The sequence below is a fragment of the Streptomyces olivaceus genome (assembly GCF_000721235.1).
Classification (GTDB): Bacteria; Actinomycetota; Actinomycetes; order Streptomycetales; family Streptomycetaceae; genus Streptomyces; species Streptomyces olivaceus.
The window spans coordinates 20977-44580 of sequence record NZ_JOFH01000023.1 but is presented as its reverse complement, the minus strand read 5'-3'; the positions used below and the strand labels follow the sequence as shown (position 1 = coordinate 44580).

Genomic DNA, 23604 nt, shown 5'->3' with positions numbered 1-23604 from the left:
GACTGCTCCAGAGGTGTCGGGGGTGGCGGGGGCGTCACAGGGCGAGGCGGCGGGCCAGGTCGGAGACGAACACCCCGCGGGGGTCCAGTTCCGCGCGCAGGGCGCGGAAGTCGTCCAGGCGCGGGTACATCGAGGCGAGCAGGTCAGGGCGCAGCCGGGAGTCCTTGGCGAGGTAGACCCGGCCGCCCGCGCCGGCGACCTCCTCGTCCAGCTCGTCCAGGAGGGCGCCCAGGCCCGGCAGACCCGCGGGGACGTCCAGCGCGAGCGTCCAGCCCGGGACGGGGAAGGAGAGCCAGCCCGGGTCGGCCTCGCCGAACCGCTTGAGGACGGCCAGGAACGAGGGGCAGCGGCGGGCGGAGAGACGCCGGACGATCCGCCGCAGCGCCTCCTCCCGGCCGGTTCCGACGACGAACTGGTACTGCACGAAGCCCCCGCGGCCGTAGACCCGGTTCCAGTGCGGGACGCCGTCCAGGGGGTGGAAGAAGGTGGAGATGCGCTGGAGCCGCCCCCGGCTGAACCGGGGTGCCTTGCGGTACCAGACCTCGTTGAACAGGCCGACCGTGGTCCGGCCGAGCAGCCCGTCCGGTACGAGGTCGGGGGCGGCCGGCAGGCGGGAGGTGCGGAAGGCCAGCGGCGCACGCCGGGCGCGGGAACGGGCGGGCAGCGCGTCCAGCGGGGCGTGGTCGCCGCGGGTGAGCACCGCGCGGCCGGTCGCCCTGCCGCGCGCGAGGAGGTCGATCCAGGCGACCGAGTAGCGGTAGCGGTGGTCGGTCGCCGTCAGACGCGCCATCAGGTCGTCCAGGTCGGTGGCGCGCTCGGTGTCGACCGACATCAGCGACGTCTCGACCGGCTGGAGCCGCAGCGTTGCCGTGAGGATCACGCCGGTCAGCCCCATGCCGCCCGCGGTCGCGTCGAACAGGGGCGTGCCCGGGACGACGGTGCGGACCGTGCCGTCGGCGGTGAGCAGCTCCAGGGAGAGCACGTGCCGCGCGAACGACCCGGACACGTGGTGGTTCTTGCCGTGGATGTCGGCGCCGACGGCCCCGCCGACCGTCACGTAGCGGGTGCCGGGCGTCACCGGCACGAACCAGCCGAGCGGCAGCAGCACCTCCATCAGCCGGTGCAGGGACACGCCCGCGTCGCACAGCACGGTGCCGCCGTCGGCGTCGATCGCGTGCACGCGGTCCAGCGCCGTCATGTCGAGGACGGCGCCCCCCGCGTTCTGCGCCGCGTCCCCGTACGCCCGCCCCAGTCCCCTCGCGATGCCGCCGCGCGCCCCGCAGTCCCGGACGGCGACGGCCGCCTCCTCGTACGTCCGCGGACGGACGAGGAGCGCCCCGGTGGGTGCGGTGCGGCCCCAGCCGGTGACGGTGCCCCAGTCGGCGTCGGGGCGGTGGGCGCCGGTGCCCCGGTCGGTCTCGGGAACGGTGTCGGCAGACATGGCGGTGACCGTATCGCCCCTATGTGACTGATTAGTTCTGAAACATCATGCTCATACCCGAAACGGGTGATTAATGGTATGTCGCACGATCATGCCCGCCCTTCCGTGCCGCGGGCGGGAACAGTGAGCCCCCATGGACGACCCCTACGACATGGACCACCGGATCGTCACGGCGCTCAGGGCCTGCGGCACCGACCCGCGCGTGGCCGGCGCCGCGCGCGCCCTGTCCTGGGCCGGGGAACACGGGGCGCTGTGGCTGGCGACGGGGCTCGTCGGCGCCGCCGTGGACGCGCCCCGGCGCACGGCCTGGCTGCGCGGCACCGCGCTCACCGCGGGCGCCCACGCCGTCAGCGTGGGCGTCAAGCGGATCGTGCGCCGCCCGCGCCCCGCGCACGTCGTGCCTCTGGTACGCACCGCGGGCCGGCACTCCTTCCCCAGCTCCCACGCCACCTCCGCCGCGGCGGCCGCCGTCGCCCTCGGCGCCCTCGGGGTGCGTGCCGCCCGGCCGCTCGCCGTCGCGGTGTGCGTCTCCCGGCTGGTCGCCGGCGTCCACTACCCCTCCGACGTCGCGGCGGGCGCCGCCCTGGGCGCGCTCACGGCCCGGCTCGGCGCCGACTGGATGCGTGGAGGCACCCTTGGCTGACACCGCCGTGACCGGTACCGCGGTCACCGACCCCGCAGTCCTGCCGGACCGCGCCCCGGGACGGCGGCGGGAGCCCGCGCCGCCCCGCGCGGGCGGTGTACCGGCCGGCCTGCTGCGGACCGCGCGCCCCCGCCAGTGGGTGAAGAACGTCCTGGTCGTCGCGGCCCCGGCCGCCGCCGGCGAGCTGTTCTCCGGTCACGTCCTCGGCCGCCTCGCCCTGGTCTTCGTCCTGTTCACCGCCTGCGCCGCCGCCGTCTACCTCGTCAACGACGCCCGCGACGCCGAGGCGGACCGCGCCCACCCCGTCAAACGCCACCGCCCGATCGCCGCCGGGCAGGTCCCGGTGCCGCTCGCGTACGCCGTCGGCGGCACCCTGGCCGTCCTCGCGCCAGCCGCCGCGGCCCTGCTGTGCCCGCCGCCCGTCGCGGTCCTCCTGACCGCCTACCTGCTGATGCAACTCGCGTACTGCGTCAGCCTCAAGAACGTCCTGGTCGTCGACCTGGCCGTCGTCACCACCGGCTTCCTGATGCGCGCGGTCGCCGGCGGACTCGCGCTCGGCATCCCGCTGTCGCGCTGGTTCCTCATCACGACCGGCTTCGGCGCGCTGTTCATGGTCGCCGCCAAGCGGTACTCCGAAGCCGTGCAGATGGCCGGGAAGGCGGGCGCCACGCGCGCGCTGCTCACCGAGTACACCACCGGTTACCTCCGCTTCGTCTGGCAGCTCGCCGCCTCGGTCGCCGTCCTCGGCTACTGCCTGTGGGCCCTGGAGGAGGGCGGTGTCCCGCACGCCAGCGTGCTGCCATGGCGCCAGCTCTCCATGGTCGCCTTCGTCCTCGCCGTCCTGCGCTACGCCGTCTTCGCCGACCGCGGCACCGCCGGTGAGCCCGAGGACGTCGTCCTGCGCGACCGCGCCCTCGCGCTGATCGGCGTGGTCTGGATGGCCATGTACGGACTGGCGGTGGCCAATTGGTAGCCGAACACCGACGCGAACTGCTGGGCTTCGCCTCGGCCGGGCTGCTCGCCTACGCCGTCGACCTCGGCCTCTTCACCTGGCTGCGCGGCCCGGCCGGACTCGACCCGCTCACCGCCAAGGCGCTGTCCTTCGTCGCCGGGTGCTCGGTCGCGTACGCGGGAAACGCGCTGGGCACCTACCGCCGCACCAGGACCCGGGGCCTGCGCCCGTACGCCGTGTTCTTCGCCGTGAACGCCGCCGGAGCCGCCGTGCAGCTCCTCTGCCTGGCCGTCAGCCACTACGGGCTCGGCCTGACCTCGCAGCGCGCCGACACCGTCTCCGGCGCCGGAATCGGCATGGTCCTGGGCACGGCCCTGCGTTTCTGGGGCACTAGAACGCTGGTCTTCCGATCCGGTGACGGCGCCGGGGAGGAGACCGGACCGCTCACCCGGGGTGGATCCGGTGACCGGACGAGATCATGGAACAGGACGAGCGGGGGCAGGGTCGGATCATGGACTGGCTGAAAAAACTCCCCGTCGTGGGGCCTTGGATCGCGCGCCTGATGACCACGCACGCGTGGCGCTCGTACGAACGCCTCGACCGGGTGAAGTGGTCCCGGCTGGCCGCCGCCATGACCTTCACCAGCTTCGTCGCCCTCTTCCCGCTGCTCAGCCTGGCCGCAGCCGTCGCCGCCGCCACGCTGAGCGGGAAGCAGCAGGAGAAGCTCCAGGACAAGCTCGCCGACCAGATCCCCGGCATCTCCGACCAGCTGGACATCCAGGGCCTCGTCGACAACGCCGGCACGGTCGGCGTGATCGCCGCCCTCGCGCTGCTCTTCACCGGCATGGGCTGGGTCGAGGCCACCCGGGGCTGCCTGCGCGCCGTGTGGGAGCTGCCCGACGAGGAGGAGAACCCGGTCCTGCACCGGGCCAAGGACGCGGGCGTGCTCGTCGGCCTCGGCGGTGCGCTGCTGGTCACCGTGGCCATCTCCACCGTCGCCTCGGCGCTGGTCGGCTGGATCATCCGCTCGATCGGCCTCGCCGAGGGCGGTGTCGGCGGGGCCCTGCTCCACGTCGCCGCCTTCGCGGTCGCCGTACTCGCCGACTTCCTGCTCCTGCTGTACGTGCTGACCCTGCTCCCGGGCGTCCAGCCCGAGCGCCGCCGCCTGATGGTGGCCGCACTGATCGGCGCGGTCGGCTTCGAACTGCTGAAGCTGCTGATCAGCGGCTACATCCAGGGCGTCGCCGCGAAGAGCATGTACGGCGCCTTCGGCGTCCCCGTCGCCCTGCTGCTGTGGATCAACTTCACCACGAAGCTGCTGCTGTTCTGCGCCGCCTGGACGGCGACGGACAGTGAGAAGCACCCAGACGGCGAGGACGGCGGGAGCGGCGCCGGGGGCGGCACCGGTCAGGGCGTCACGGACGGGTCCGGCGGCGGACCAGGTCCGGCAGCGGCCACTTCCGGTTGACCAGGAACGCGCCGCCCGCGAGCAGCACCAGCACCCCGGCGGTGATGCCGGCCGCGATCCCGACCCCGCCGCCGCCCGTGGCCTGCGCGCCCGCGACGGGCTCCGTGCCGGCGGCGCCCTTCCCGGCGCCGCCGGCCTCGCCGGACGCCTCGGGGGAGGGGTTCTCGGCGCTCTTCGGGCCCACCAGCCGGCCCACCGGCTGGACCTTGCCGGTCGCCTTGAAGCCCCAGTCGAAGAGGCGGGCGGTCTCCTTGTAGACCTCGTTGTGCTCGTCCTTCGCCGGGTTCATCACCGTGACGAGCAGCACCTTGCCGCCCTGCTCGGCGACGCCCGTGAAGGTCGAGCCCGCGTTGGTGGTGCTGCCGTTCTTCACGCCCGCGATGCCCGGGTAGACCTCCACGTCGGAGTCGCCCGACAGCAGCCGGTTGGTGTTCTGGATCTCGAAGGACTCGCGGGACGTCTTGCCCTTCTTGTCCTTCTTCGTCTCGCCCGGGAACTCGGCGCTGACCGTGGAGGCGTACTCGCGGAAGTCCTTCTTCTGCAGCCCCGAACGGGCGAACAGCGTCAGGTCGTACGCGGAGGAGACCTGCCCCGGCATGTCGTACCCGTCGGGGCTGACCACGTGGGTGTCGCCGGCCTGCAGTTCCTCGGCGTGCGCGTTCATGTCCGCGACGGTCTTCTCGACGCCGTCGTTCATCGCGGACAGCACGTGCACCGCGTCGTTGCCGGAGCGCAGGAAGACGCCGAGCCACAGGTCGTGGACGGTGTAGGTCTCCTCCTCCTTGACCCCGACCAGGCTGGAACCGGCCCCCATGCCCGCCAGGTCGGAGAACTCGACCTTGCGCTTCGCGGTCTTCGGCCACTTCGGCAGCAGCGTGTCCGCGAACAGCATCTTCAGGGTGCTCGCCGGGGCCAGCTTCCAGTGCGCGTTGTGCGCGGCGAGCACGTCGCCCGACTCGGCGTCCGCCACGATCCACGAACGGGCCGTCACGTCCTTCGGCAGCACCGGTGCCCCGCCCGCCAGGTCCACCTGCGTCCCGGGCTTCCCGAGCCGGGCGCCGCCCACGGCCGACATCGACGCGGGCGGAGTGGCCGACGGGCTCGACGAGGGGCTCGGGGCGGCGAGCGCGGCGGGAGAGATCACCGCGAGAGCGGTCAGGGCGGCGGAGGTGACCGTCAGGGAGCGCCTGAGGGCCTTCTTGGGTGCGGGCACGAGCGGAAACGTACCCTCCGCGAGCGGCGCCCTCCCACCCCCCTCCCCACCCCGTGCACGGATCCGGACGGCGTGCGGCGATACTGAAACCCTGCCGTGCTCACCCGGGGGGCCACCCCCGGACCCCCGGCCGCTCGCCGGTGCGCGGAGTTGTGAGGAAAGGTCCGTTTCTGTGAAGCTCAGCCGCCCCGTCTCCTGGTTCCTGCTCGCTTTCGGGGTGTGGAGCTGGTTCATCTGGATCACTTTCGTCAAGAACCTGGTCAACGACGGCAGCGGGCTCGCTTTCGAGGACGGCGACCCGACGGCCTACTTCTGGGTGCACCTGCTGCTCGCGATCGTCTCCTTCGTATTGGGGACGGTCGTCGGGCTCATCGGGTTGCGCTCGGTGCGCGCACTGCGCCGAACGTCATAGGCGTCGAGGACGTCACAAGCGAGGGGATACGACGACATGGTGGTCGTCTTCGTGCTGGCCGCGCTACTGGTGGTGGGCGTCCTGGTGACGGCCAACTGGTACGTGTGGCGGCGCCTGTTCCGCGACACGACCCGGGCTCCCGGACCCGTCCGCAGGATCGGCGCGGCCGTGATCGCGGGCGGCTGGGTGCTCACGGTCGGGGCGCTGGTCGCCGAGCGCGCGGGTGCGCCCTTCTGGCTCCAGCGGGCCCTGGCCTGGCCCGGCTTCCTGTGGCTGGCCCTGTCGCTGTACCTGCTGCTCGCGGTGGTGGCGGGCGAAATCGTCCGGCCCCTGCTGCGGCGGTACCTGGAGCGCAGGGCGGCCGCCCGGCAGGCGCGGGCGACGACGGGGGCGGAGACGGGGGTGGAGCCGTCGGCCTCCCCGGCCGCCGCCGACGAGCGCATACCGGCCGGCACGGCCCCGCCGCAGACGTCCGACGCGCCCGACGCGCCGCAGACGTCCGACACGCCTGACACGCCGAAGGCGCCCGACGCGCCCGAATCGCCCGACACGCCGTCCTCCAGGACCACCGACACCACCGAGGGCGCCGACGGCTCGGACGCCGGAGCCGCGAGTCCCCTGGCCCGCCCCTCCCGCCGCCTGTTCGTCTCCCGCGTGGTCGCCGGTGCCGCCGCCGCGGCGGCCGTCGGGACGGTCGGCCACGGCACGTACGGCGTCCTGAGCGGTCCCAAGGTCAAGCGGGTCACCGTGCCGCTGGCCAGGCTCCCGCGCGCGGCGCACGGTTTCCGCATCGCCGTGGTCAGCGACATCCACCTGGGCCCGGTGCTCGGCCGGGGCTTCGCCCAGCAGGTCGTCGACACGATCAACTCCACGCAGCCCGATCTCGTCGCCGTCGTCGGCGACCTGGTCGACGGCAGTGTGAAGGACCTCGGCCCGGCCGCGGCGCCGCTGTCCCAGCTGAAGGCCCGGCACGGCGCCTACTTCGTCACCGGCAACCACGAGTACTTCTCCGGCGCCGAGCAGTGGGTCGCCGAGGTACGGCGGCTCGGCCTGCTCCCGCTGGAGAACGCCCGCACCGAGCTGCCGCACTTCGACCTCGCCGGCGTCAACGACGTGGCGGGCGAGGACGAGGGCCAGGGACCCGACTACGCCAGGGCCCTCGGCGACCGGGACCGCTCCCGCGCGTGCGTGCTCCTCGCCCACCAGCCGGTGCAGATCCACGACGCCGTCGACCACGGCGTCGACCTCCAGCTCTCCGGGCACACCCACGGCGGCCAGCTCTGGCCCGGCAACCTCATCGCCGGTGCCGCCAACCCCACGGTGGCCGGCCTGGAGCGCTACGGCGACACCCAGCTGTACGTGAGCCGCGGCGCGGGCGCCTGGGGGCCTCCCACGCGCGTGGGGGCGCCCTCGGACATCACGGTGATCGAACTGGCCTCGCGGAAGGCTTAGCTTCGGCAAGGCGCCGTCACGGCACGCTCACACTGCTCTGCCAGGTTGGCGGCCATGACGAACCGACCTGATCGACCACTGCGCCCGTCCCGCCGCCGGACCCGCCGCGGACGGGCCGCCCTCGGCGCCGGCCTCGCGCTGGCCGGGACGGCGTACGGCATGGGAACGGCCCTCGGGCAGCCCGTGCCGGGGCCCGCGACCGCGCCCGCCGACGGCGGTGTCCGGGCGTACGACGTCGCCGGTTACGACGTGCGGGTGACCTACGACCCCGAGGCGTCCCGGCTGGAAGGCGACGCCGAGGTCGCGGTGCGGGCCACCGCGGACCTCGCGCGGTTCGACCTGGACCTCGCACTGACCGCTCGCTCGGTCGACATCGACGGGGAGCCCGCGCGGAGTTTCTCGCGGTCCGGGGACGGCAGCGTCACCGTGGTCCCCGAGGAAGCGATCGAGGAGGGCCGCACCTTCACCGTGCGGGTCCGCTACGACGGGGACCCGGGCCGGTCCAACCCGAGCTGGGCCAGGGGCGAGGACGGCGGCGTCATCACGGTCCTGGCCCCCGTGGGCACCTGGTTCCCCGGGAACGGCGACCCGGACGACACGGCGGACTTCCGGCTGGCGGCGACCGTGCCGGACGGCTGGACCGTCGTCTCCGGCGGCCGGGACAGGCCGGTACGGAGACACGGGGGCCGGTCCACCTTCGACTGGCGCTCCACGAAGCCCCTGCCCGCGAAGGACGCGCTGTTCGGGGTCGGGAAGTGGGACGTGGAGCGCACGCGGCTCGCCGACGGGACACCGCTCACCACGGTCTACGCGGCGGGCCGGAAAGCGGAGTTCGAGAAGTACGCCGATCAGCAGCGCGAGATCATGTCGTTCCTCTCCTCGGAGTTCGGCCCGTATCCGAACGACACGCTGGTCTCCTACTTCCTCGACTCCGTCTCCGAGGAGGTCCCCAACCTGGCGGTCCAGGGAGGTGTGATCTTCCCGAACGCCGAGAACGAGGCGTACTTCGACGCCACCGTCGTGGCCCACGAGCTGACGCACCAGTGGTACGGAAGCCTGGTGCGGGAGAAGGAGCAGCGGAACCTCTGCCTGAGTGAGTGCTTCGCGTCGTACGCCCAGTGGATGTGGCCGGAGTTCGGCGCGGGCGAGGACCTGGACGCGAAGTACCGGCAGGAGATCGAAGAGCACCGCACCGACGACGGGTTCTGGCAGCAGCGGCTCTCCGAGGGCCGGGGCGTCTACGACAAGGGGCCGGTCATGCTCCACGCACTGAGGCGGCAGATCGGCGAAGCCGCGTTCGCCGAGGTGCTCAGGGAGTGGCCGGCCCGGTACGGCGGCACGGCCCCCGAGTGGGCCGAGCTGGAGAAACTGGTCCAGGAGGTGTCCGGACAGAACCTCAAGGGCTTCTTCGACGCCTGGGTACGGGGCGACCGCGCCCCCGCCGACGCCTACCTCCGCTCCCGCTCCTGAGACCGGGACGCCGTCTTCTTCGCCGGGTCCGGCAGGGCACTGGTCATCCCGGGCAGGAAGTCCGTGAACAGTTCGTGCACCTCGCGCACCAGCGGGCGCAGCACCCGGAAACGGGCCAGTACGACGCCCCGCGCGGTGAGCCGGGCGCCGCGCTCGGCGAGGCGGTAGCTGCGCTCGCGGCCCTCCGTGCGGTCGAAGATCCAGTACAGGACGAGGCCCATCTGGGAGAGCCACATCAGCTCGGGCAGGACGTCCCGCAGGTCCTCGGGGACCTTCGTCTTCGCCCCGGCGAGCACCGCGCGGTGGATGCTGATGGCCTCCACGCGCGCGTGCTCCGACTCCGGGGAGAAGGGGCTGAGCGGGCTGTCCGGGTCGGCGGCGTTCTTGAAGAACTGCACCGCGAACTCGTGGTACGGCGTGGCGATGTCCAGCCACACCTTCAGCACGCCCGCCAGCCGTGCCTCCAGGTCGGTCTCCTCGGCGAGCACCGCGCGGACCGCCGCGCGGTGCTCGGCGGCGATCCGGTCGTAGAACCCCTGGATCAGGTGCTCCTTGCCGGCGAAGTAGTAGTACGCGTTGCCGACGGAGACCCCGGCCTCCTGGGCGATGGCCCTCATCGTCGTCCGGTCGTAACCGCGTTCCTGGAACAGCCGCATGGCCGTCTCCAGGATCAGCGCGCGGGTCTGCTCGGACTTGCTGAGGTGGGCTCCGCCGTCGGGGCCGTCGTTGGTCGCAGGCACGGGTCCGAAGCCTATCCAGTGGCGCAGGCGCCGCCGTCACAGCCCGGCCCGGTGTACAGCCAGCCCAGGCGCGGGTCGTACACCCAGCCGTCCGCGCGGCGGTACGCGCGGCCCCCCGGCGGACGCTGCCCGGCGCGCCACTTGGCGGCGGCCAGGACGGCTCCGCGGGCCAGCGCGGCTCCCGCGGGCGTGCTGAGCCGGTGGGAGAGCCCGCGGTACCCGCGCAGCGCCCACAGGACGACGACCCAGGCGGCGGCGCCCCGGTAGACCTGCCCGGCGTCGCCGACGGCGGTGACCTCGTCGAGGGCGGCCGCGTGGTCGAGCCCGGGGAAGCGCTCGCGGGCCTCGTCGGACCCGGCCGGGACCAGGTCCAGCGGCACCAGCCGGGGCTGGCGCAGGAGCCAGTCCCGCACGTGGGTGCACAGGGAGCACTCGGCGTCGTAGAGGACGGTGAGCCGGCGCACGGGGGCGCCGGCTGTCGTCCCCGGAGCGGGGGCCATCGGCTCAGGCCCCGGCCGTCGGGGCCACCCAGCCCTGCGGCGGAACCGGCGGCACCTGCTCGCGCTCCATCATCCCGCGCCGCCGGATCCTGTTGAGCACGTACACGTTGCCCAGGTGCATCACGCCGAGCACGAGCAGCACCACGCCGAGCTTGGTCGAGAGCGCCTCGAAGACGCCGCGGGTGTCGGCGATCGTGTCGTCGCCGCTCAGGTAGAGGGCGACGAAACCGAGGTTGACGAGGTAGAAGCCGACCACCAGGAGGTGGTTGACGGCGTCGGCGAGCTTCTCGTTGCCGTGCAGGACGTCGGAGAGGAAGACCCGTCCGTTGCGGCTGAGCGTGCGGGCCACCCAGATGGTCAGACCGATGCTGACGACCAGGTAGATGACGTAGGCGATGACGGTGCGGTCCATGCCCCACCCCTTCTTGAACGCGTTCAAAACGCTGGCAGAGGTGACTGTAGACCCGTTTTTGAACACGTTCAAGCCGCATGCCGGCTCACCGGGAGCGGCTCAGGCACGGCGGCCCAGTTCTGGGCGCTTGGAGTAGTCGGTCAGGCCGATGACGTTGCCCCACGGGTCGGCGAACTCGACGGTCCAGCCGGTGGCCACGGGGAACGGCTCGTCCAGCGGCGGCACCCCCGCCTCGCGCAGTGTGCGCGCCGCCTTCCGGGCGTCGGTCACCTCCAGCCACACCCGCGAGGAGGGCCACATCGGCGGCTGCCGCCCGAACTCCTCCGCGCGCAGCAGGAGTCCCGGCGTCTCCGCGCCCACCTTCAGCAGGGCGATCCCGGCCTCGTCGAGCCGGTAGGCGACCGGGAACCCGGCCCGCTCGTAGAACCCGACGGCCTCGGCGAGGTCCCCGACGGGCAGCAGTACGTTGTCGAACCCGAGCAGTTCGTACGACTCGTCATCTGACATGGCGTCAGGCTAGGACGATCGTCGCCGGGAACGGCTGATTGTCAGTCCCCGTCGGGCGCGCTCTTCGGCCGTCCGGCGGCAAGGATCTCGGCGACGTCCAGGGTGACCTCCGCGCCGAGCGAGTCGGGCAGGGTGACGATCTCGCCGGGGGAGTGCACACGGTGGGTGTAGTAGTCGGCGCAGTCCGGGTCGGTGAGCACGTGCAGGCGCTGGTGCTTGCGGTCGACGATCACGTAGACGGGCACCATGGCGGCGGCGTAGGCGGTGACCTTGGCCTTGAGGTCGTTCTTCCAGTTGCTGGAGGTGACCTCCAGGACGAGGCGGAAGCAGACCGGGTCGTAGCAGTTGTTCTCGACGAGGTGGTCGTCGATGTCGGCGTCCACGACCGCCAGGTCGGGGATCGCGTAGTCGTCGGCGTTCATGGGAAGCCAGAGACCGATGCCCTGGTGCACCTCGGTTACGCCGTCGTCAAGGCCCGCGGCGATGAACGGGCGCATGAGTTTGGTCAGCGCCCGCGAGTGCGGAACGTCCGGTGGCGGGGTCACGACGAGCTGGCCTCCGATGATCTCGACGCGGTAGCCCGGATTGCGGTCCATGAGGCGGTTCGCCTCCGCGGTCAGCGGAAGGTCGCCGTGGGGCAGCTCGACGGATGCTGCGGACATCGCGTGCCTCCTAGGGGCTGGTGTCGAGGCCATCATCGTAGGACGAAGGGTAGCCGTAAGGCCCGTTGCCGACGGGTTCACCCGATCGTGTGGCATATGCCAAAGGGCCCCGTCTCCAGCGGAAACGGGGCCCTCACCGCCGTGGACCGGCGTGCGCCGACGGCGTCAGAAGCGGCGCGTGATCAGCGCTCGCTTCACCTCCGCGATGGCCTTGGTGACCTCGATGCCGCGCGGGCAGGCGTCCGTGCAGTTGAAGGTCGTGCGGCAGCGCCAGACGCCGTCGCGGTCGTTGAGGATCTCCAGCCGCTGCTCGCCGGCCTCGTCGCGCGAGTCGAAGATGAAGCGGTGGGCGTTGACGATCGCGGCCGGGCCGAAGTACTGGCCGTCGTTCCAGAACACCGGGCACGACGACGTGCACGCGGCGCACAGGATGCACTTGGTCGTGTCGTCGAAGCGCTCGCGGTCCTCGGCGGTCTGGAGGCGCTCACGCGTCGGCTCGTTGGTGTCCTTCGTGATCAGGAAGGGCATCACGTCCCGGTACGCCTGGAAGAACGGCTCCATGTCGACGACCAGGTCCTTGAGGACCGTCAGGCCCTTGATGGCCTCGACCGTGATCGGCTTCTCGGGGCTGACGTCCTTGATCAGCGTCTTGCAGGCCAGGCGGTTCTTGCCGTTGATCCGCATGGCGTCCGAGCCGCAGATGCCGTGCGCGCAGGAACGGCGGAAGGTCAGGCTCCCGTCCAGCTCCCACTTGATCTTGTGCAGCGCGTCGAGGACGCGCTCCTTCGGGTCGATCTCCAGCTGGAAGTCTTCCCAGGTCGCCTCGGCCGCGACCTCCGGGTTGAACCGCCGGACGCGGAAGGTGACCGTGATGTAGGGGGAGTCGGCGAAGCCCGGCTCGGGGGCCTGGTCGCTCTTCTCCATGACAGGGGTAGCCATCAGTACTTACGCTCCATCGGCTGGTAGCGGGTCTGGACGACCGGCTTGTAGTCGAGCCGGATGGACTCGGCGCCGTCGTCGCCCACCTCGCGGTACGCCATGGTGTGGCGCATGAAGTTGACGTCGTCGCGGTTGGGGAAGTCCTCGCGGTAGTGGCCGCCGCGCGACTCCTTGCGGGCGAGGGCGGACACCGCCATCACCTCGGCCAGGTCGAGCAGGTTGCCCAGCTCGACGGCCTCCAGCAGGTCGGTGTTGAAGCGCCGGCCCTTGTCCTGGATCGACACGTTCTGGTAGCGGGCGCGCAGGTCGGCGATCTTCTCGACGGCCGTCTTGATCGTCTGCTCGGTGCGGAACACCATGACGTTGGCGTCCATGGTCTCCTGCAGCTCGTTGCGCAGCGCCGCCACCCGCTCGTTCCCGGTGGCGGAGCGCAGCCGCTCGATCTGCCCGACGACCAGGGACTCCGGGTCCTCCGGCAGCTCGACGAAGTCCGCCTTCTGGGCGTACTCCGCGGCGGCGATGCCCGCGCGGCGGCCGAAGACGTTGATGTCGAGCAGCGAGTTGGTGCCCAGGCGGTTGGCGCCGTGCACGGACACGCAGGCCACCTCGCCGGCCGCGTACAGGCCCGGGACGACGGTGGTGTTGTCCGCGAGGACCTCGCCCTCGACGTTGGTCGGGATGCCGCCCATGGCGTAGTGCGCGGTCGGCTGGATCGGGATCGGGTCCGTGTAGGGCTCGATGCCGAGGTAGGTCCGCGCGAACTCCGTGATGTCGGGCAGCTTGGCGTCCAGCTGCTCCGGCGGGAGGTGGGTGAGGTCCAGGTAGACGTGGTCGCCCTCGGGGCCGCAGCCGCGGCCCTCGCGGATCTCCGTGTAGATGGAGCGCGAGACGACGTCGCGGGAGGCCAGGTCCTTCATGACCGGCGCGTACTTCTCCATGAAGCGCTCGCCGTCCTTGTTGCGGAGGATGCCGCCCTCACCGCGGGCGCCCTCCGTCAGCAGGATGCCCATGCGCCAGATGCCGGTCGGGTGGAACTGGAAGAACTCCATGTCCTCCAGCGGCAGCCCGCGCCGGTACACGGCCGCCTGGCCGTCGCCGGTCAGCGTGTGCGCGTTGGACGTCACCTTGAAGAACTTGCCGGTGCCGCCGGACGCGTAGATCACGGACTTCGCCTGGAAGACGTGGATCTCGCCGGTCGCCAGCTCGTAGGCCACCACGCCGGCGGACTTCTTGACGCCGTCGACCTCGGTGATCAGCTGGTCCAGGACGTAGAACTCGTTGAAGAACTCCACGCCCTCCTTCACGCAGTTCTGGTACAGCGTCTGGAGGATCATGTGACCGGTGCGGTCGGCCGCGTAGCAGGACCGGCGGACCGGCGCCTCGCCGTGGTTGCGGGAGTGGCCGCCGAAGCGCCGCTGGTCGATCGTCCCGTCGGGCGTCCGGTTGAACGGCAGGCCCATCTTCTCCAGGTCGAGGACCGAGTCGATGGCCTCCTTCGCCAGGATCTCGGCGGCGTCCTGGTCGACCAGGTAGTCACCGCCCTTGACCGTGTCGAAGGTGTGCCACTCCCAGTTGTCCTCCTCCACGTTGGCCAGCGCGGCGGCCATGCCGCCCTGCGCGGCGCCCGTGTGGGAGCGGGTGGGGTAGAGCTTCGTCAGCACGGCGGTGCGGCTGCGCTTGGTCGACTCGATGGCCGCGCGCATGCCGGCGCCACCGGCGCCGACGATGACGGTGTCGTACTTGTGTACCTTCATGATTTTCGCAGCCCCGTGCCTAGCGGATGTTCGGGTCGAAGGTGAAGATCACCAGCGTGCCCAGCAGGATGGTGAACACCGTGGCGGTGTAGAGCAGTCCCTTGAGCCACAGGCGGGTGTTCGGGCGCTCCGCGTAGTCGTTGATGATCGTGCGGAGGCCGTTGGCGCCGTGCAGCATCGCGAGCCAGAGCATCAGGAGGTCCCAGACCTGCCAGAACGGCGAGGCCCAGCGGCCCGCCACGAAGGCGAAGCCGATCTTCGAGACGCCCCCGTCGAGGACCAGCTGGATCAGCAGGTGCCCGAGGACCAGGACGACCAGGACCACGCCGGACAGGCGCATGAAGAGCCAGGCGACCATCTCGAAGTTGCCCCGGGTGGACTTCGGGGTCTTCTTCGTGCGGGCGCGGGGCGCCTCGATGAGCGGCGCGGGGTTGTCGACGGTGTACTGGGAGGCGCCCTCGACGGGGCCGATCCCGGTGGCGGGGGATTCAGTCGTGGACATTGGCGTCAGCTCCCGAAGAGTTCACGAGCGGCGTGGCCGAGGACGGGGTAGATCGCCCCGAGCATCAGCACGACCCACAGGGCGACGACGGTCCAGAGCATCTGCTTCTGGTAGCGGGCGCCCTTGACCCAGAAGTCGACGGCGATGACGCGCAGGCCGTTGAGCGCGTGGAAGAGGATGGCGGCGACGAGGCCGTACTCCAGCAGCGCGACGATCGGCGTCTTGTAGGTGGCCACGACGGTGTCGTAGGCCTCGGGGGACACCCGCACGAGAGCGGTGTCCAGCACGTGAACGAACAGGAAGAAGAAAATGAGGACGCCGGTGACTCGATGAGCCACCCAGGACCACATTCCTTCCCGGCCGCGGTACAGCGTTCCAGCCGGCACGGAAATTTCCTCCGGGAGCGGGGATTGGGGCCGCGCCGGCTTTCCTTGTCGGTCGGGCCCGGCCGGGTACGGTCCACCGGCCCCCAGCATGGTAGCGACGTGTGCCCGTGGTGCTTACAGGGGGCCTGCCGTTGTGATCAAACTTGCACTCAAAGGAGCAGTGGGGTTGCTGCGGGGGCGGCTGCCGGGGCGGGGGTTCGGGTGTTTTGTCCGGTACGCGTAGTCAGCGCTTGCCCGTGCCCTGCGGCGGAGCCGCCGATGTCGCAGCTGTCCCGCGGCGGAGCCGCCGATGTCACCGTCCCGCGTCCCCGAGTGAGCTGGTCAGTCTGCTTCGTGCGAGGCGCCGGAGTTCCTCTGCCGCCACCAGGCGTTCGTCGTCCGGGTCGTTGTTCAAACGTGACCGGATGGCTGCGAGGACGTGGTCCAGGGCCTCGTCGGTACTCAAGGCGTCCAGGCAGATGACGAACACGTGTCCGAAGCGGGACTCGTACGCCGCGTGGGCCGCGTTCAGGGCCGTGTGGGCCGCCGCGTAGGTGTCCTCCGGCAGGGAGGGCAGCGTCTCCGCGGCCAGGGCCTCCGCCAGGTCCTCCGGCGTCAGGTCGTACGCCGCCTCGTCCGCCGCGGCGAGGAGGGCCGGGAGGTCCGGGTAGGGGCGGTGGGCGGTGAGGCGGTGGGCCCAGGCGCGGCTGCCCAGGCAGGCGAGGAGGGCCTGGGCGGCCTCCTCGGGGCGGGCCGTGTTGAAGGGCTCCAGCGGGGTGGCCGTCGCCGGCGTGGCGCGCGTTTGCACCGGTACCGGTATGGCCACTCGGCCGGGGGAGTCTGGGAGGGGATGCACAGGCGGCGTGGGTCCTCGTGGGCGTCACGTGTGTGTCGGCAGGGGATGGTGCGAAAGATGCGGCGTCACGTTATCGAGTGACGGCAACGCGTGTCCGTCCGATGCCCGAATTTCACCCGAACGGGAGAGTTTCAGAACATGTGGTGGACGCACGACGGCAGCAGCGGCCTTAGGTTGGCGCTGTGAGCCAGCACGGACGCCGGATACCGGCGAACAAGGTGAAGCAGCGGGCGGTCGTCGCCGGTGCGGTGGTCGCCTCGCTCGGCGTGGGAGTCGGCCTGTGGGCCACCGACGGGGACGGCGACGGGGACCCACCGGGCTCGGCCGCGCGGTCCTCCGGAGAGGCGGCCGCGCCCAGCCCCAGCCGCTCCTATCCGCTGTCGAAGGAGCCGCGCACCATACCCGCCGTACGCGACCACACCCCCGCCCGCGGGCCCGGCTGGCAGCCGGAGAAGGGGAACCGGGTCGTCGTCGCCGACTCCGGTCTCGCCGACGAGGGCAAGCTGGTCGCCGGTGAGCTGGGGATGGCGTACGCGGGGGAGAAGGACGACGAGCGCGCCGGGGACCTGCTGCTCGACGTCAAGGCCGACAAGGGCGCGAACCCCGAGTCGTACACCATGACCGTGCGCGACGGCCGCGTCACCGTCACCGGGCCCGCCGAGGCCGGGGTCTGGTTCGGCACCCGCACCCTGAAGCAGGCGGTGGACGGCGGCGGCACCGCGCCGGAGGGCGTGGTGAAGGACGAGCCGGCCAAACCGAAACGCGGGTTCTCGCTCGACATCGCGCGCAAGCACTACGACGCCGACTGGATCAAGGACCGGATACGCGAGCTCGGCGACCTCAAGTACAACGAGCTGGGCCTGCACTTCTCCGACGACCAGGCCTTCCGTATCGAGTCCGACTCGCACCCCGAGATCGTCTCGGACGAGCACCTGACCAAGGCCGAGACGAAGGAGATCATCGATCTCGCGACCTCGCGCCACATCACCGTCGTCCCCGAGATCGACTCGCCGGGCCACCTCGGCGCCGTGATCGCCGCCCACCCCGACCTCCAGCTCCGCAACGCGCAGGGCACGGCGACCCGCGGCGCGATCGACATCTCCGAGCCGGAGGCCGCCGAGATCGTCGACGACCTGCTGGACGAGTACGCCGACCTGTTCCCCGGCTCCCAGTTCCACCTGGGCGCCGACGAGTACCAGGCGCTCGTCGTCTCCGACCCCGAGGCGTCCTACCCGACCCTGGCCGCCGCCGCCCGCAAGGCCTACGGCTCCGACGGCACCGTCGCCGACCTCACCACCGGCTGGCTCAACGGCCGCGCCAAGACCGTCATGGCCCACGACCGCACCCCGCGCGCGTGGAACGACGGCTTCTTCAAGGACACGTCCGTCGAACCGGTCAAGGACCTCAAGGTCGCGTACTGGACCGGCAAGGAGATCGGCGCCCGCCCGCCGGCGGAGTACCTGGGCGCCGGCCGCGAGGTCCTCAACTACAACGACGAGTTCCTCTACTACGTGCTCGGCGAGCCGCAGACCTTCGTCTACCCGACCGGCGAGCGCATCTACGAGCAGTGGACCCCGCGCGTCCTGCGCGGCACCCGGGCCGTCGACGCCAAGTACGACGACCAGATACTCGGCGGCAGCTTCGCCGTCTGGGGCGACATCCCGAGCGCGCAGACCCAGGCCCAGGTCGCCGACGGCATCCGGCTGCCCCTGGCCGCGACCGTCCAGAAGCTGTGGGATCCCGACAAGCCCGAGCTGTCCTGGGCGGACTTCAAGTCGCTGGCGGACCGGCTCGACTGACGCCGGACGTCCGCGCCCGGTCCGGGCGTACCGGAGACGTCCTGGTGGCGGCGCGCCGATTGTCGGATCCTGCTGCGAACTCCCGTACGACTGTGGTGGTCTTTCCAGCGAGCCGAACCGACACGCCGGGGGGATCCGGGACATGGGCTACTGGGGCTATTTCGTCGTGGGCCGCGCGGAGCGGCCACTCGCGGAACTGGACGCGCTGGCCGGCGCCGCGGACATGACCCTGCGCCGGTCCGCGCCGGACGGCTGGCAGGTCTGGGAGTTCCCGGGCGGCGACGGAGACGTCGGGAACATGAACGGCCTGGCCGGACAGACCGGAGCACCCGCGCTGTTCGGGTACGTCATGGACAGCGACTGCGTGGTGGTGGAGGCGGCGGCGCCGGAGAGCGGGGCGTGGACGACCTGCCTGGCACGGTCCGCGATGGCCGGGTACCTCGGCGCGGAGCGGGACGGACTCACGCTGGAGGACTACTTCCTGGAGCCCGGTGACGCCGCCGAACGCGCCGTCGCCTGGGCCGCGGAGGCGGGCCGCGCCGCGAACGCGGGTGAGCTGGCCGAGGTGCTCTCGGCAGATCCGGCCGCGGACACGGCCGCGGACACGGACGCGGATGCGGACACGGACGCGGGTGCGGGAGCGGACCCTGACTCCGGTCCCGTGGCCGAAAACCTCTTCTTCCGGTTCCTCGACCGGCTGGGCGTCGTGCCGCTGTGACACTCCCGGGCCGCCGCACGCAGTAAGGGTCAGTGCGGGCCCCCTGGTGGTCGGTGGGGCGATGCGGCCGGAAACAGGGAGGCACCCGATGGGCCTGGTGGAACTGATCGCGCGGGCCGACACACGCGGACTCGCCGCGAGTGGACTGGCTTGTTTGGATCGCTGTCTGCCGCTGCTCGAAGGCGACGACGAGATCCTCAGACCCCTGTGGGCGGCCCTCGCGGACGACACCGGCGGAGGGTCCGGGCGGGACTGGGCCGACGGACTGGCGAAGGCGCGCGCCGAGCTCGCGGGCCCCGACGCCACCGGGGAGGACGAGGCGGTGCTCCTGGCCCGCCGCATGCTGGCCTCCGCGCCCGACGACTGCGCCGGCCCCGGCACGCGCGCCTGGGCCGACGCCTGCTCCGTCGCCGCGCTCCGGATCCACCGGCTCCTGGACCCCGCGGCGGACGCGTCGGGGGATGCCGACGTCCACCGGGAGGACGCCGCGGACGGGGCGTCCCCGCTCGTCGCCGCCGAACTGCGCCGCCAGACCGCCGTCCTGGAACTGCTCGCCGGGTACGGTCCCGCCGGGCTGCGCCCCGCACGGGAAGCCTCGACGGAGGGACGGCGGGTGCTGCGCGCGGTCGTGTCCCGCAGGGCGCGCGCCCGCTGCTGAACCCGGCCCGGGGCGCCGGTGACCGCCGTGCGGGTTGCGGCACCACGGGGCCGTGTCCTGGCGACTCCGGTGGCCGGGGCCACCGACAGCCCGGCCCCGAGGAGCACCGATCGATGCCCGATGCAGTTCAAACGGAGTGCGACGCTTTATGTCGAAGTACACTTAGACGGAATAGAGCCTCATCGACATGACCCTGCGGAGCGCGAGTGACGGAAAGCCTGCTGACCAAGCCGGGTGACGTGATCGACCGGGACCGGGAGTGGGATCTGCTCGCGGAGTTCCTCGCCGATCCGGATCCGGCGATGCGGCTCGGCATCGTGTCGGGCCGGCGGCGGCACGGGAAGTCGTACCTCCTGCAGGCCCTGTCGGAGCGGGTCGGTGGCCTGTACATCACGGCGGTCCGGGAGGAAGGGCGGCTGCCCGCGATCCAGCGGTTCAGTGACGCGGTCGCCGTCCACACCGGCCTGCGTCCCGGAAGCCTGCGTCTGCGCGACTGGCGTGACGTCCTCTCCAACGCTCTGGACGTGACCGCCCGTTCGTCCCGTCCGCTGCTGGTGATCGACGAGTTGCCGTACTTGCTCCAGCACTCGCCCGAGATTCCCGGACTGCTGCAGCAGCTTTACGACGAACGCCAGCGTGGCTCCCGGCCCGGTACCGGGCCGGGACCCCGGCTGATCCTCTGCGGATCGGCGATGAGCGTCATGCACGAACTGCTCTCGGGGACCAAGCCGCTACGGGGACGCGCCGTGGTCGATCTCCGGCTGGGTGCCTTCGACTACCGGAACAGCCGGGCCTTCTGGCAGATCGCCGACCCGCTGATCGCGCTGAAGGTGCACGCGGTCCTGGGCGGAGCGCCTGGCTATCGGCCGGTGGCGGGGCGACCGCATCCGGACGACGGCTTCGACACCTGGCTCACCCGGACGCTGCTGGACCCGGGACGGGCGGTGTACTCACGAACCGAGACTGAGTACCTGCTGCGCGAGGACCCGAGGATCACGCAGCACACGCTGTACTACGACATCCTCACCGCGATCGCGAACGGGGCCACCACTCCGAGCAGGATCGGCGCCGCCCTGGAGCGCCCACGCAACGCCGTCGCCCACCCGCTCGGCGTGCTGGAATCCACCGGCTACATCCGGCGGGAACAGGACATCCTCCGCTCCAAGCACCCCGTCATCACCCTCGCCGACCCCGTCATCCGCTTCAACCAGCTCATCACCCTCCCGCAGGCCGCCGCCGTGGAGCAGGGCTTCGCCGGGCAGGTGTGGGAGCAGGCCACCCCCACCTTCAACTCCAAGATCCTCGGACCGCACTTCGAGGACCTGGCCCGCGACTTCACCCGTCGCTACGCCCACGTCCTGTTGCCCGGCGGGCTGCCGGGACCTGTCGGTACCACCGACGTCGCTGACCGGGCCGGCAGGACGAAGCACGAGGTCGACGTCATCGCCCTGGCGGCCGGTGAACGTCCGCAGGCTCCCCGTGCGAGAGTCGCGCTGCTGGGCGAGGCCAAGGCGACCGCCGCGCGTCGGGGGACAGGGGACCTGGAGCGCCTGGAACGTATCCGGGCCCTGCTCACGGATCAGGGGTACGACACCGTGGGCACCACTCTTGCTCTGTACTCCCTGCACGGCTTCTACCCCGACCTCATCGAACTGGCCCAAGGTCGTGACGACGTCCTTCTGGTCGACCTGCCGATGCTGTACGGCAGCTGACGCGAGGGCGCCGCGGGGACGGCCGGGGCCGCCACCCCCCACAGGAGAGGCCCCGGCCGTCGCGCGGTACGGGCCGCGCGGCGGCCCGTACTCACTTCAGCGTCGGGGCCGCGTTTTCTGTCACACCCCCGTGCGTCACGGGTTAGTTGCATCTTGTACGGCATTGGAGCCGGACATGGACGAGCGGCGGTTTCAAGACGTAACGTGCCATTCGCGCCGATGCAGCGGGGGCTCGTTCCTGCGGCGGGGCCGACAGAGACCACCGCGACCATCGATTGAGAAACCACGACGGCGAGGACCACGTCCGCGAGAGCGGCGCCGGTTTAGGCGCAGAAAGGCTTCTCGGTGCTGGGGGACGACGCGGAGCTGACGACCGCGGTGCGTGCGGCACAGGGCGGGGACGAGGCCGCCTTCCGGACCGTCTACCGCGCGGTGCATCCACGGCTGCTGGGTTACGTGCGCACGCTCGTCGGCGAGCCCGACGCCGAGGACGTGGCGTCCGAGGCCTGGCTGCAGATCGCCCGTGACCTGGAACGCTTCGACGGCGACGCCGACCGGTTCCGCGGCTGGGCCGCCCGCATCGCCCGCAACCGCGCCCTGGACCACATCCGCATGCGCGGCCGCCGGCCCGCGATCGGCGGCGACGAGACGGAGCTGACCGGCAGGCCGGCCGAGTCCGACACCGCGGGCGAGGCCATGGAGGCCCTGGGCACCGGCCGCGCCCTCGCCCTGATCGCCCGGCTGCCCCAGGACCAGGCCGAGGCGGTCGTCCTGCGGGTGGTGGTGGGCCTGGACGCCAAGAGCGCCGCCGAGACGCTGGGCAAGCGGCCCGGCGCCGTCCGTACGGCGGCGCACCGGGGTCTGAAGCGGCTGGCCGAACTGCTCGGCGCCGATCCGGAATCCGGCGGCGGGCTCGACGGCCTGCCGCCGCAGCGAGAACCGCGCGACGGCGCGGTGACGTCCGCGAGTGTGACGGATACGCGTGCGCGGACGCAGAAGGACATGTGATGGCCGACGAGCAGAACGAGTGGCTGGACCGCGAAACGGCGGAACTCCTGCTGTGCGGAGAGTCTCCGGAGGCTGTCCATCCCGGGTCCCGGAAACGGGCCGAACGACTCGCGGCGGCCCTGGACGCACTCTCCGGCCCGCCCGGGCCGCAGGCGTCGTCCGTGTCGGCCGACGCCGAACTCCCGGGCGAGGAAGCCGCGTTGGCCGCTTTCCGCAAGGTGAACGCGGAACGGTCGGACGCCTCGGCGAGGATGCCCGCCGCCCTCGGTCGCGGCACCCCCGGGCGGACCCGCGACGCCGGACCGGTCCGCCTCGGCCGGCGCGGCGACGGCACCCGGCGACCCCGCCGGCACCGTCCCCTGCGCCTCGGGCTGGCCGCCGCGCTGACCGTCGGCATGGTCGGCTCGGTGGCCGTCGCGGCCGGGACGGGAGTGCTGCCCGCGCCGTTCGGCGGCACCGAACCGGAACCCGTCGCCACCGTGTCGGCCGCGGCCTCCCCCGAACGCCCGCTCATGTCGCCCTCTCCCGGAGACGGGGCCCAGGAGGGTACGCAGGGCGGGCCGTCGTCGCCCGTCGGCACGGCACCTGGCGTGCCCGACGAGGACACCGGGCGGGACAGCGGCGCGGCCGGGGATCCCGACGCCGGGGGCCGGGCGGAGGGCGGCACCGGCGGCCACCGCCCGGACCTCGTCGAGTCCTGCCGCAGGGTGGGCGCCGGCAAGGAACTCGACGACGCCCGGGCGCGTGCCCTGAGGCAGGCGGCCGGCGGCGCGTGGCGGGTCGGGAAGTACTGCGGCGCCCTCCTCGCCGCCGGCGACTCCGCAGGCGGGGGCGGCGAGAAGGCCGGCGGCGGCTCCGGCCCGGCGGTCCGGGAGGGCGAACTGCGGTGGGACACCGGCGACGGCCGGGGCCACGGCGACAGGAGCGACCGGGGCGGCGAGAACGGCAAGGGCGGCGAGAACGGCAAGAACGGCAACGGTGGCGGGAACGGCGAGGGCGACCAGGGCAAGGGAGGGAAGAACGGCGACGGTGAGGGCGGCCGGGGTGACGACGGCGACGGAGGCGAAGACGACGGTCCGGACGGCGACGACTCCCGCACATCCCCCGTGTCCCCGCCCGTCCGCCACTCCCACCAACCCCGACAGCCCCACCGTTCTCATCACGCCAACCACTCGCGTGCCACGGACACGACGGTCACTCCGCACGCCACCGCAACTCCCTGACCTGCGGCGTCGCGCGCGGCGACGAGGTCTTCGCCGCGAGGTGTGACACTTTCGGCCGTCCGAGCGCAGTAAGGAATGAGCCGACTGGTCATCGGCTTCCGCACCGAGCCGGGGTTCCCCCCGTACCTACGGCTCGTGCACCCCGGCGCGGGCGGGACACGTTCCCCCGGTCCCGCCCGCGCCCCCGAGCGCCGTACT

General features: G+C 72.1%; 25 protein-coding genes. 13 read left to right on the top strand and 12 right to left on the bottom strand.

Annotated features, from left to right (window positions below):
• Positions 1-34: 34 nt before the first annotated feature.
• Positions 35-1441, bottom strand: a complete 1407-nt coding sequence (dprE1, locus tag IG94_RS0124705) for a decaprenylphosphoryl-beta-D-ribose oxidase (protein WP_031041205.1) — start codon at positions 1439-1441, stop codon at positions 35-37.
• A 133-nt stretch (positions 1442-1574) separates the two neighbouring features.
• On the opposite strand from dprE1, the gene IG94_RS0124700 reads away from it, so the two are divergent.
• Genes IG94_RS0124700 through IG94_RS0124685 form a run of 4 tightly spaced genes read left to right on the top strand, consistent with a single transcriptional unit; the run spans position 1575 to position 4504 of the window.
• Positions 1575-2084: a phosphatase PAP2 family protein gene (locus tag IG94_RS0124700; RefSeq protein WP_031041202.1), complete on the top strand. Its 510-nt coding sequence runs from the start codon at positions 1575-1577 to the stop codon at positions 2082-2084.
• A gap of 40 nt (positions 2085-2124) precedes the next feature.
• Entirely contained in the window at positions 2125-3057 is a 933-nt protein-coding gene (locus IG94_RS0124695; protein ID WP_224221491.1) for a decaprenyl-phosphate phosphoribosyltransferase, read from the top strand.
• Positions 3018-3560 carry a GtrA family protein gene (locus IG94_RS0124690; protein WP_194963138.1) on the top strand — a complete coding sequence of 181 codons (543 nt, stop codon included), beginning with the start codon at positions 3018-3020 and terminating at the stop codon, positions 3558-3560. The genes IG94_RS0124695 and IG94_RS0124690 overlap by 40 nt, the downstream gene beginning before the upstream one ends.
• A complete protein-coding gene (locus IG94_RS0124685) occupies positions 3548-4504 on the top strand; it encodes a YihY/virulence factor BrkB family protein (RefSeq protein ID WP_224221429.1) in 957 nt (318 codons plus the stop codon). Before IG94_RS0124690 ends, IG94_RS0124685 begins: the two co-directional genes overlap by 13 nt.
• Here the strand turns inward: IG94_RS0124685 and IG94_RS0124680 are convergent.
• Positions 4452-5717, bottom strand: coding sequence for a D-alanyl-D-alanine carboxypeptidase family protein (locus IG94_RS0124680; protein ID WP_031041191.1), 1266 nt, complete (start codon positions 5715-5717; stop codon positions 4452-4454). The genes IG94_RS0124685 and IG94_RS0124680 overlap by 53 nt on opposite strands.
• Positions 5718-5889: 172 nt before the next feature.
• On the opposite strand from IG94_RS0124680, the gene IG94_RS0124675 reads away from it, so the two are divergent.
• From IG94_RS0124675 to IG94_RS0124665, 3 genes are read left to right on the top strand one after another with little or no spacing between them, the layout of a single operon-like run.
• Complete coding sequence (locus IG94_RS0124675; RefSeq protein WP_031041189.1) at positions 5890-6129, top strand: SCO4848 family membrane protein; 240 nt, start codon at positions 5890-5892, stop codon at positions 6127-6129.
• A 36-nt stretch (positions 6130-6165) separates the two neighbouring features.
• A complete protein-coding gene (locus tag IG94_RS0124670) occupies positions 6166-7581 on the top strand; it encodes a metallophosphoesterase (protein WP_031041186.1) in 1416 nt (471 codons plus the stop codon).
• Between the two features lie 54 nt (positions 7582-7635).
• Positions 7636-9051, top strand: a complete 1416-nt coding sequence (locus tag IG94_RS0124665) for a M1 family metallopeptidase (RefSeq protein WP_078892415.1) — start codon at positions 7636-7638, stop codon at positions 9049-9051.
• Here IG94_RS0124665 and IG94_RS0124660 read toward each other — a convergent pair.
• The 10 genes from IG94_RS0124660 to IG94_RS0124615 form a co-directional block, all read right to left on the bottom strand.
• On the bottom strand, positions 9030-9791 hold the full coding sequence (locus tag IG94_RS0124660) for a TetR/AcrR family transcriptional regulator (protein ID WP_031041181.1): 762 nt from the start codon (positions 9789-9791) through the stop codon (positions 9030-9032). The two genes, IG94_RS0124665 and IG94_RS0124660, sit on opposite strands and share 22 nt — an antisense overlap.
• A gap of 11 nt (positions 9792-9802) precedes the next feature.
• The gene (locus IG94_RS0124655) at positions 9803-10291 is read right to left on the bottom strand and encodes a thiol-disulfide oxidoreductase DCC family protein (protein ID WP_031041178.1); all 489 of its coding nucleotides are present in this window, start codon (positions 10289-10291) and stop codon (positions 9803-9805) included.
• A 4-nt stretch (positions 10292-10295) separates the two neighbouring features.
• A complete protein-coding gene (locus IG94_RS0124650) occupies positions 10296-10703 on the bottom strand; it encodes a hypothetical protein (RefSeq protein ID WP_031041175.1) in 408 nt (135 codons plus the stop codon).
• 99 nt (positions 10704-10802) lie between these two features.
• Positions 10803-11210 (bottom strand): VOC family protein, encoded by a 408-nt coding sequence (locus IG94_RS0124645; protein ID WP_031041172.1) that lies wholly within the window; start codon positions 11208-11210, stop codon positions 10803-10805.
• A gap of 41 nt (positions 11211-11251) precedes the next feature.
• Positions 11252-11872 carry a Uma2 family endonuclease gene (locus tag IG94_RS0124640; RefSeq protein WP_031041168.1) on the bottom strand — a complete coding sequence of 207 codons (621 nt, stop codon included), beginning with the start codon at positions 11870-11872 and terminating at the stop codon, positions 11252-11254.
• A gap of 165 nt (positions 11873-12037) precedes the next feature.
• Positions 12038-12811: a succinate dehydrogenase iron-sulfur subunit gene (locus tag IG94_RS0124635; RefSeq protein ID WP_031041163.1), complete on the bottom strand. Its 774-nt coding sequence runs from the start codon at positions 12809-12811 to the stop codon at positions 12038-12040.
• The gene (gene sdhA, locus IG94_RS0124630) at positions 12811-14565 is read right to left on the bottom strand and encodes a succinate dehydrogenase flavoprotein subunit (RefSeq protein ID WP_031041157.1); all 1755 of its coding nucleotides are present in this window, start codon (positions 14563-14565) and stop codon (positions 12811-12813) included. Before sdhA ends, IG94_RS0124635 begins: the two co-directional genes overlap by 1 nt.
• A gap of 19 nt (positions 14566-14584) precedes the next feature.
• Positions 14585-15067, bottom strand: coding sequence for a succinate dehydrogenase hydrophobic membrane anchor subunit (locus IG94_RS0124625; RefSeq protein ID WP_031041154.1), 483 nt, complete (start codon positions 15065-15067; stop codon positions 14585-14587).
• 5 nt (positions 15068-15072) lie between these two features.
• Positions 15073-15453, bottom strand: a complete 381-nt coding sequence (sdhC, locus tag IG94_RS0124620; protein WP_003974113.1) for a succinate dehydrogenase, cytochrome b556 subunit — start codon at positions 15451-15453, stop codon at positions 15073-15075.
• 292 nt (positions 15454-15745) lie between these two features.
• Positions 15746-16240, bottom strand: coding sequence for a 2-oxo-4-hydroxy-4-carboxy-5-ureidoimidazoline decarboxylase (locus IG94_RS0124615; RefSeq protein WP_037760593.1), 495 nt, complete (start codon positions 16238-16240; stop codon positions 15746-15748).
• Positions 16241-16470: 230 nt separating this feature from the next.
• Here IG94_RS0124615 and IG94_RS0124610 point away from each other — a divergent pair, with 230 nt between their 5' ends.
• The 6 genes from IG94_RS0124610 (at position 16471) to IG94_RS0124585 (ending at position 23406) form a co-directional block, all read left to right on the top strand.
• Positions 16471-18087: a beta-N-acetylhexosaminidase gene (locus IG94_RS0124610; protein WP_052410842.1), complete on the top strand. Its 1617-nt coding sequence runs from the start codon at positions 16471-16473 to the stop codon at positions 18085-18087.
• A gap of 142 nt (positions 18088-18229) precedes the next feature.
• A complete protein-coding gene (locus tag IG94_RS0124605) occupies positions 18230-18805 on the top strand; it encodes a hypothetical protein (protein WP_031041145.1) in 576 nt (191 codons plus the stop codon).
• A gap of 88 nt (positions 18806-18893) precedes the next feature.
• Complete coding sequence (locus tag IG94_RS0124600) at positions 18894-19463, top strand: hypothetical protein (protein ID WP_031041142.1); 570 nt, start codon at positions 18894-18896, stop codon at positions 19461-19463.
• A gap of 206 nt (positions 19464-19669) precedes the next feature.
• Entirely contained in the window at positions 19670-21175 is a 1506-nt protein-coding gene (locus IG94_RS0124595; protein WP_031041139.1) for an AAA family ATPase, read from the top strand.
• Positions 21176-21520: 345 nt separating this feature from the next.
• Positions 21521-22183, top strand: coding sequence for an RNA polymerase sigma factor (locus tag IG94_RS0124590; RefSeq protein WP_031041135.1), 663 nt, complete (start codon positions 21521-21523; stop codon positions 22181-22183).
• Complete coding sequence (locus IG94_RS0124585) at positions 22183-23406, top strand: hypothetical protein (protein WP_052410841.1); 1224 nt, start codon at positions 22183-22185, stop codon at positions 23404-23406. Before IG94_RS0124590 ends, IG94_RS0124585 begins: the two co-directional genes overlap by 1 nt.
• Positions 23407-23604 lie beyond the last annotated feature (198 nt).

Excerpts from the sequence above, each read along its gene's own strand:
- IG94_RS0124700 (WP_031041202.1), top strand. The coding sequence starts at position 1,575 with ATGGACGACCCCTACGACATGGACCACCGGATCGTCACGGCGCTCAGG.
- IG94_RS0124635 (WP_031041163.1), bottom strand. The coding sequence starts at position 12,811 with ATGGCTACCCCTGTCATGGAGAAGAGCGACCAGGCCCCCGAGCCGGGC.
- IG94_RS0124600 (WP_031041142.1), top strand. The coding sequence starts at position 18,894 with ATGGGCCTGGTGGAACTGATCGCGCGGGCCGACACACGCGGACTCGCC.
- IG94_RS0124665 (WP_078892415.1), top strand. The coding sequence starts at position 7,636 with ATGACGAACCGACCTGATCGACCACTGCGCCCGTCCCGCCGCCGGACC.
- IG94_RS0124605 (WP_031041145.1), top strand. The coding sequence starts at position 18,230 with ATGGGCTACTGGGGCTATTTCGTCGTGGGCCGCGCGGAGCGGCCACTC.
- IG94_RS0124625 (WP_031041154.1), bottom strand. The coding sequence starts at position 15,067 with ATGTCCACGACTGAATCCCCCGCCACCGGGATCGGCCCCGTCGAGGGC.
- IG94_RS0124670 (WP_031041186.1), top strand. The coding sequence starts at position 6,166 with ATGGTGGTCGTCTTCGTGCTGGCCGCGCTACTGGTGGTGGGCGTCCTG.
- IG94_RS0124585 (WP_052410841.1), top strand. The coding sequence starts at position 22,183 with ATGGCCGACGAGCAGAACGAGTGGCTGGACCGCGAAACGGCGGAACTC.
- IG94_RS0124655 (WP_031041178.1), bottom strand. The coding sequence starts at position 10,291 with ATGGCCCCCGCTCCGGGGACGACAGCCGGCGCCCCCGTGCGCCGGCTC.
- dprE1 (WP_031041205.1), bottom strand. The coding sequence starts at position 1,441 with ATGTCTGCCGACACCGTTCCCGAGACCGACCGGGGCACCGGCGCCCAC.
- IG94_RS0124645 (WP_031041172.1), bottom strand. The coding sequence starts at position 11,210 with ATGTCAGATGACGAGTCGTACGAACTGCTCGGGTTCGACAACGTACTG.
- IG94_RS0124650 (WP_031041175.1), bottom strand. The coding sequence starts at position 10,703 with ATGGACCGCACCGTCATCGCCTACGTCATCTACCTGGTCGTCAGCATC.
- IG94_RS0124640 (WP_031041168.1), bottom strand. The coding sequence starts at position 11,872 with ATGTCCGCAGCATCCGTCGAGCTGCCCCACGGCGACCTTCCGCTGACC.
- sdhA (WP_031041157.1), bottom strand. The coding sequence starts at position 14,565 with ATGAAGGTACACAAGTACGACACCGTCATCGTCGGCGCCGGTGGCGCC.
- IG94_RS0124685 (WP_224221429.1), top strand. The coding sequence starts at position 3,548 with ATGGACTGGCTGAAAAAACTCCCCGTCGTGGGGCCTTGGATCGCGCGC.